The organism is Paenisporosarcina sp. P4_D4 (assembly GCF_056401835.1).
The window spans coordinates 1-4885 of record NZ_JBFUIO010000137.1 but is presented as its reverse complement, the minus strand read 5'-3'; the positions used below and the strand labels follow the sequence as shown (position 1 = coordinate 4885).

The window sequence follows — 4885 nt, the reverse complement described above, 5'->3', positions numbered from 1 at the left end:
ACTTGTGCCATTTGTTAGTCTCCTCTCTCCATTAGTTTTGGATATTACCTGTTTCAATTTTCTCAGCAGCGATAATCGGAAACGATGAAAAGCTAGATAGTATGCCTGTTAATTCCGATAATTGGTCAGCTGTTGCTGTTTGTTTTACATTGCGGTACGTTTTCGCTTTTTTAATCATTTTTCCATCCTGAGTGAGTCCTGCGTCATACGTTAAACGTACAACCGCTTCTTTGAAATCAACGTTTGCCATGTTGCATCACCTCCTTTCACTCATTACATAGAGAGAAATCAAGAAAAAAGATACATAGGGCGTGTTTTTTTTGCCAAAACCTTCTATAATAGAAGAATCGTGTATAAGAGGTGAGAATGTTGGGCTTAGATGGTTGGTTTTTGTGGTTTATTGTATTTTGGGTATTTGTACTTGCCGGCCTGTTTGCCATTGGTGGCTACTTCATGTTCCGCAAGTTTTTGAAAGTGTTGCCGAAAGATGATGGAAAATCCGTACTTGACTGGGAAGAGCATTACGTTCAGGAGTCTCTACACTTATGGGGAGATCAAGCAAAGTTGATGTTGAATGAGCTGGTCACGCCTGTTCCTGAATTATTCAGACCAGTTGCTAAACAAAAGATTGCGGGTAAAGTGGGTCAAATTGCTTTGGAGGAAAAAGCGACTTCCATTGAGCATGATCATATTATTCGAGGATATATTCAAGCAACACCGAAGCGGGATCATAAATTCCTACGCAAAAAGCTTGAGTCTATGAAAATTGATATGACTCCTTATGAACATTTGTTTTAAACCTAAAAGCGACTCACGTCAGGCCCCCGTGCGGATTGAGCTAAATAGCTAACAATTATAGAAAAAAGCCGACCTATGAAGTAAAGGTCGGCTTTTCTGTGTGATTATGGATGATTTTCTTCTCGAGATTTTTATATTGAATCAGCATCGCAATGCGCCATGGCACTATCATGCCAAAAGCAAGGATCCAGAACATTCCACTTAACTCGCCTACATCAATCGTCGAGCTTAGAATGACTTTTGCAATGACTCTTATAATCAGCAAACCAATTAATATAAAAATAAAGGCTTTCGATTGTTTCAAGTAAATGTTGTTATTTTTCACTTCGAATTTGGACGTCCAAATTAACACCAATGAAAACAGCAAACCTACACCAAGTGCCTCTGCAATTTGCATTGGAGGAACACGGAAATATTCAAATACAAACATCAAAGCCCCTGTAGACATGAACAATGGTGGCAGTATTATTTTCTTCGCACTGACCGGTCTATTCGCAGATTTCGCGCGTACCATCATCACAATTGTACCCATGACCACTGCCATGACGGTTGAACCAATGATTAGCCATTGTGAAGGAATTTGTTTATACAGTTCAAACATTGGATTCCTCCCATTTCTGTAATTCTTGTAATTTTCCTAGTACTTCTTTCACAGGTACGAACCTTGCATACCTTGCATACTCTTTTCCTTGTAACATCAACATGACAACCGGTGCTGTAAATAAACTGAGCTGCCCTGCAAGTTCAGGTACCTCTGCTGCATTCACGACATAAAACGGAATAGACACTTCATCTTCAAGTGCAGCAATTTGCGGATATAACCCTTCACATACCGAGCAGTTCGTCGTTTTCACAAATAGCAGCAGATGCTTCTCGCGTTGAACGACTTCCTGCCATTGTTCATAAGTTGATATGGATTTCATCTTCAACACCACCTCTGCCACATACCATTTATTTTACCTGTTAAAACCCTCGGAAGTCACCAAAAATCGGACTTAATATACGGATGATGTATGTCATCCCATCAAAGAATAGTAATATCCCGACAGCGATCATGACATATCCGCCAATCTTCACGATTTTCGCATTGTGTTTTCGAATCCACCCAAGTCTTGTAATGAATAAGGACAGTACGAAGAACGGAATAGCGAATCCAAGAACATAAGCAAGCATATACCATACACCTGAACCGGGGTTATCTGTAGCCAATACAAACACTGACGCCAAAATCGGCCCCGTGCATGGTTGCCATCCAGCTGCAAAGGCCATTCCTATTAATACCGTCCCTAAATAACCGGATGGTCGGTTTTTAAACTGAATTCTTCGTTCTTTCATTAAAAACTCAGGTTTGAACACGCCCACAACAAGCAGACCAAATAATACGATAAAAATCGCACCAACTTGGCGGATTAATTCTTGGTTCTGCTGGAAAAACGTATAAAACAAACTTGTACTAAATCCGAGTGCAATAAAAATGCTTGAAAAACCAATCAAGAAAAATAGAGTATGCAACATACCTCTTCTTTGCAAAATGCCTCGATTCGTTTTCAATTCATCCAATGTCATGCCAGTTATATAAGAAAGAAATGCTGGATATAAAGGCAGAGTACACGGCGAGATGAAGCTTAAAAATCCGGCTCCAAATGCCAATAGTAAATTGATATCTGTCGTCATCAAAGTCGCTCCTTTACGATACTCCTAACATCGTATCAAATAATCAGTCAAATGACGTCATTATTGCTTGTGACATTTTTTTGTCCAAATGAAAATGCTAGTGACTTTTTAACATTTTTTAAGTATCCAGCTCTTATTTGTTGTCAATCATTGTTAATCTAACTAGTGTGATTTTTTTACAAATACCAGTCTTGATTAACTCTCTACTGGAATATCTATAAATAAGACAATCTTTATAGTCTTTAAGAAAGAATTCGAAGGGAATTAGGAGGAATAATTCTGAAAGCTATTGTGTGTTACAAATATGGTTCACCTGATGTTCTTGAAATGTCAGAGGTGGAAAAACCCACTCCCGAGGACAATCAAGTACTCGTTAAGATTCATGCAGCATCCGTGAACTATGGTAACCTGGTACTTTTGAGAGGAGAACCGTTCTTAGCCCGCTTTGCTTTCGGACTTCTAAAACCCAAATACTCCATACCTGGCGGTGACATAGCGRGTCGTGTTGAAGCAGTCGGAAAATATGTTAAACAGTTTCAACCAGGCGATGAGGTATTCGGAGATTTATCTAGTTGTGGGTGGTCTGGATTTGCCGAATATGTAGCTGTTCCTGAAAATGCATTAGCCATAAAGCCAGCCAATATTTCCTTTGTGGAAGCTGCTGCTGTACCTATGGCGGGAGTCACAGCCTTACAGGGTCTCCGGGATAAAGGCAAAATTCAGTCAGGTCAAAAAGTATTGATTAATGGTGCCTCTGGTGGCGTGGGTACTTTCGCAGTACAGATTGCCAAGTCTTTTGGGGCTGAGGTAACTGCTGTTTGCAGTACGAGAAATGTGGACATCGTGCAATCGATTGGAGCAGCCCATGTCATTGACTATACCAAGGAAGATTTCACAAAAAAAGCTGAGCGTTATGACCTGATTCTTGCTGTTAACGGATACAAACCTATTTCTGCTTATAAGCGTTCATTAAATCCCAAAGGAAATTATGTTATGGTTGGAGGTGCCGGTGCACAACTAACCCAGGCAATGGTACTTGGACCTTGGCATTCATTTATCAGCAATAAAAAAATGGGTACCATGTTACAAAGTGCAAACCAAAAAGATCTGATTTTTATGAAAGAACTACTTGAAGCCGGCAAAGTAAAACCAATTATTGATAGATGTTATAAGTTCAGTGAAGTACCTGATGCTTTCAGGTATTTTGAAGAAGGTCACGCTCAAGGAAAAGTTGTCATCACAGTGTGAAAGAGTTGTTGAATAATATAGTAGCGACAAAAACTAGAATTGATTATTTAATGAAAATGGGAGAACGCACATTTTATATTTTTATAAAATGCGCGTTCTCTTACGTACCAGAGATATTGGCGAGCTGGCCTTGAGTCAGTAACATCACTTTATTTATATACAAATTTTGATTAAGTCATCTATGCCTTAAAACTCGATTTGAAAAATTAACTTTTTTTTTGGTTCAGCAACTTTTGGCTCTTCCAACGATATAATATCAATTATGTGATTTAGGAATTTGATAATGAATGAGAGAATCATTCTATCGGTTGCAGTTTCCAATACTACAGAGGTATGGATTGAATGAATTTAAGCAAATGACTCATCCTATAAAAAAGGAGATGAGATCAATTATGCGAAAAACAATTGTTGCCCTTGGAATTATTATTACAGCTAATTCAACACCAACACATATCCCGTCTATTGCTCATGCACAAGGAGAAATTCCAGCTTACGCTAAGTGGGGACAGCTCGCTATGTCAGAGACAAAATCTAAATATCCCAATGCAGATATTATTGACTATCTACATGAAGGAAGCGAATCTAAAGAGAAAACAACTATTGAAAAGTTTAAATTATGGTTAAAAGATGGTAACAGAGAATTCGGCGTTCATGTAAGAATTGAATATAATACCGAAACTGAAGAAGTAGTTAATATTAAATTTCAAGAAACGTCAAGATGAGCCGTCACTCGAAGGAAACATGTACATGCATAATGGTCCTTTCATTGAACAAATAAATTAATTAATAAAGAGCATTGATTTTTAATCGCTGCTCTTTTTACTACTCCACCCGTTTTTTCAATAACTCACTAGGTTGGAATTCAATTGATTTTGCTTGATACATTTTGTCACGATATTCATATACAATAACTATTTCGCCAAGATAGCCAGCTGCAGAAATTTGAGCTGGGAGTGTAGCGGTAAGTTGTTGGTCTTTTACTTCATATTTTATTACACCGCCAAAAGCAATATCCTCAAGTAAGTTAGTAGGATTTATTTGTAAAGGGGCCAAATCAATTTTATATTCTTTGTCACCTATTCTTATTTCGGCTTTTTCAGTTGATAACTTGGTTTTTACGTTTTTATTGATTATTGCTATAGGATCATCAACTAGCACGTCAATC

Annotated in this window: 7 protein-coding genes and 1 pseudogene; 3 read left to right on the top strand and 5 right to left on the bottom strand. The window is 38.1% G+C overall.

The genetic code is table 11. The annotated features are described in order from the left end of the window. Positions 1–31: 31 nt before the first annotated feature. Positions 32–250, bottom strand: a complete 219-nt coding sequence (locus AC1DSL_RS15765) for a DUF1659 domain-containing protein (RefSeq protein WP_016427160.1) — start codon at positions 248–250, stop codon at positions 32–34. 116 nt (positions 251–366) lie between these two features. Between AC1DSL_RS15765 and AC1DSL_RS15760 the strand changes: the two genes are divergently transcribed. Continuing rightward, the gene (locus AC1DSL_RS15760; RefSeq protein WP_016427159.1) at positions 367–798 is read left to right on the top strand and encodes a DUF2621 domain-containing protein; all 432 of its coding nucleotides are present in this window, start codon (positions 367–369) and stop codon (positions 796–798) included. 73 nt (positions 799–871) lie between these two features. Here the strand turns inward: AC1DSL_RS15760 and AC1DSL_RS15755 are convergent, their stop codons facing one another. Genes AC1DSL_RS15755 through AC1DSL_RS15745 form a run of 3 tightly spaced genes read right to left on the bottom strand, consistent with a single transcriptional unit; the run spans position 872 to position 2472 of the window. Continuing rightward, the gene (locus AC1DSL_RS15755; RefSeq protein ID WP_477532907.1) at positions 872–1390 is read right to left on the bottom strand and encodes a CcdC family protein; all 519 of its coding nucleotides are present in this window, start codon (positions 1388–1390) and stop codon (positions 872–874) included. Between the two features lies 1 nt (position 1391). Further along, positions 1392–1721 carry a thioredoxin family protein gene (locus tag AC1DSL_RS15750; RefSeq protein WP_342543662.1) on the bottom strand — a complete coding sequence of 110 codons (330 nt, stop codon included), beginning with the start codon at positions 1719–1721 and terminating at the stop codon, positions 1392–1394. Between the two features lie 40 nt (positions 1722–1761). Then, the gene (locus AC1DSL_RS15745; protein WP_342543661.1) at positions 1762–2472 is read right to left on the bottom strand and encodes a cytochrome c biogenesis CcdA family protein; all 711 of its coding nucleotides are present in this window, start codon (positions 2470–2472) and stop codon (positions 1762–1764) included. Between the two features lie 327 nt (positions 2473–2799). On the opposite strand from AC1DSL_RS15745, the gene AC1DSL_RS15740 reads away from it, so the two are divergent. Together AC1DSL_RS15740 and AC1DSL_RS15735 are read left to right on the top strand one after the other, a co-directional pair. Then, on the top strand, positions 2800–3720 hold the full coding sequence (locus AC1DSL_RS15740) for an NAD(P)-dependent alcohol dehydrogenase (RefSeq protein ID WP_477532905.1): 921 nt from the start codon (positions 2800–2802) through the stop codon (positions 3718–3720). 392 nt (positions 3721–4112) lie between these two features. Then, positions 4113–4442: a DUF3889 domain-containing protein gene (locus tag AC1DSL_RS15735; RefSeq protein WP_477532906.1), complete on the top strand. Its 330-nt coding sequence runs from the start codon at positions 4113–4115 to the stop codon at positions 4440–4442. A gap of 100 nt (positions 4443–4542) precedes the next feature. Here AC1DSL_RS15735 and AC1DSL_RS15730 read toward each other — a convergent pair. After that, positions 4543–4885: pseudogene (locus tag AC1DSL_RS15730) on the bottom strand (hypothetical protein); the annotation flags it as partial.

Excerpts from the sequence above, each read along its gene's own strand:
- AC1DSL_RS15750 (WP_342543662.1), bottom strand. The coding sequence starts at position 1,721 with ATGAAATCCATATCAACTTATGAACAATGGCAGGAAGTCGTTCAACGC.
- AC1DSL_RS15745 (WP_342543661.1), bottom strand. The coding sequence starts at position 2,472 with ATGACGACAGATATCAATTTACTATTGGCATTTGGAGCCGGATTTTTA.
- AC1DSL_RS15760 (WP_016427159.1), top strand. The coding sequence starts at position 367 with ATGTTGGGCTTAGATGGTTGGTTTTTGTGGTTTATTGTATTTTGGGTA.
- AC1DSL_RS15735 (WP_477532906.1), top strand. The coding sequence starts at position 4,113 with ATGCGAAAAACAATTGTTGCCCTTGGAATTATTATTACAGCTAATTCA.
- AC1DSL_RS15765 (WP_016427160.1), bottom strand. The coding sequence starts at position 250 with ATGGCAAACGTTGATTTCAAAGAAGCGGTTGTACGTTTAACGTATGAC.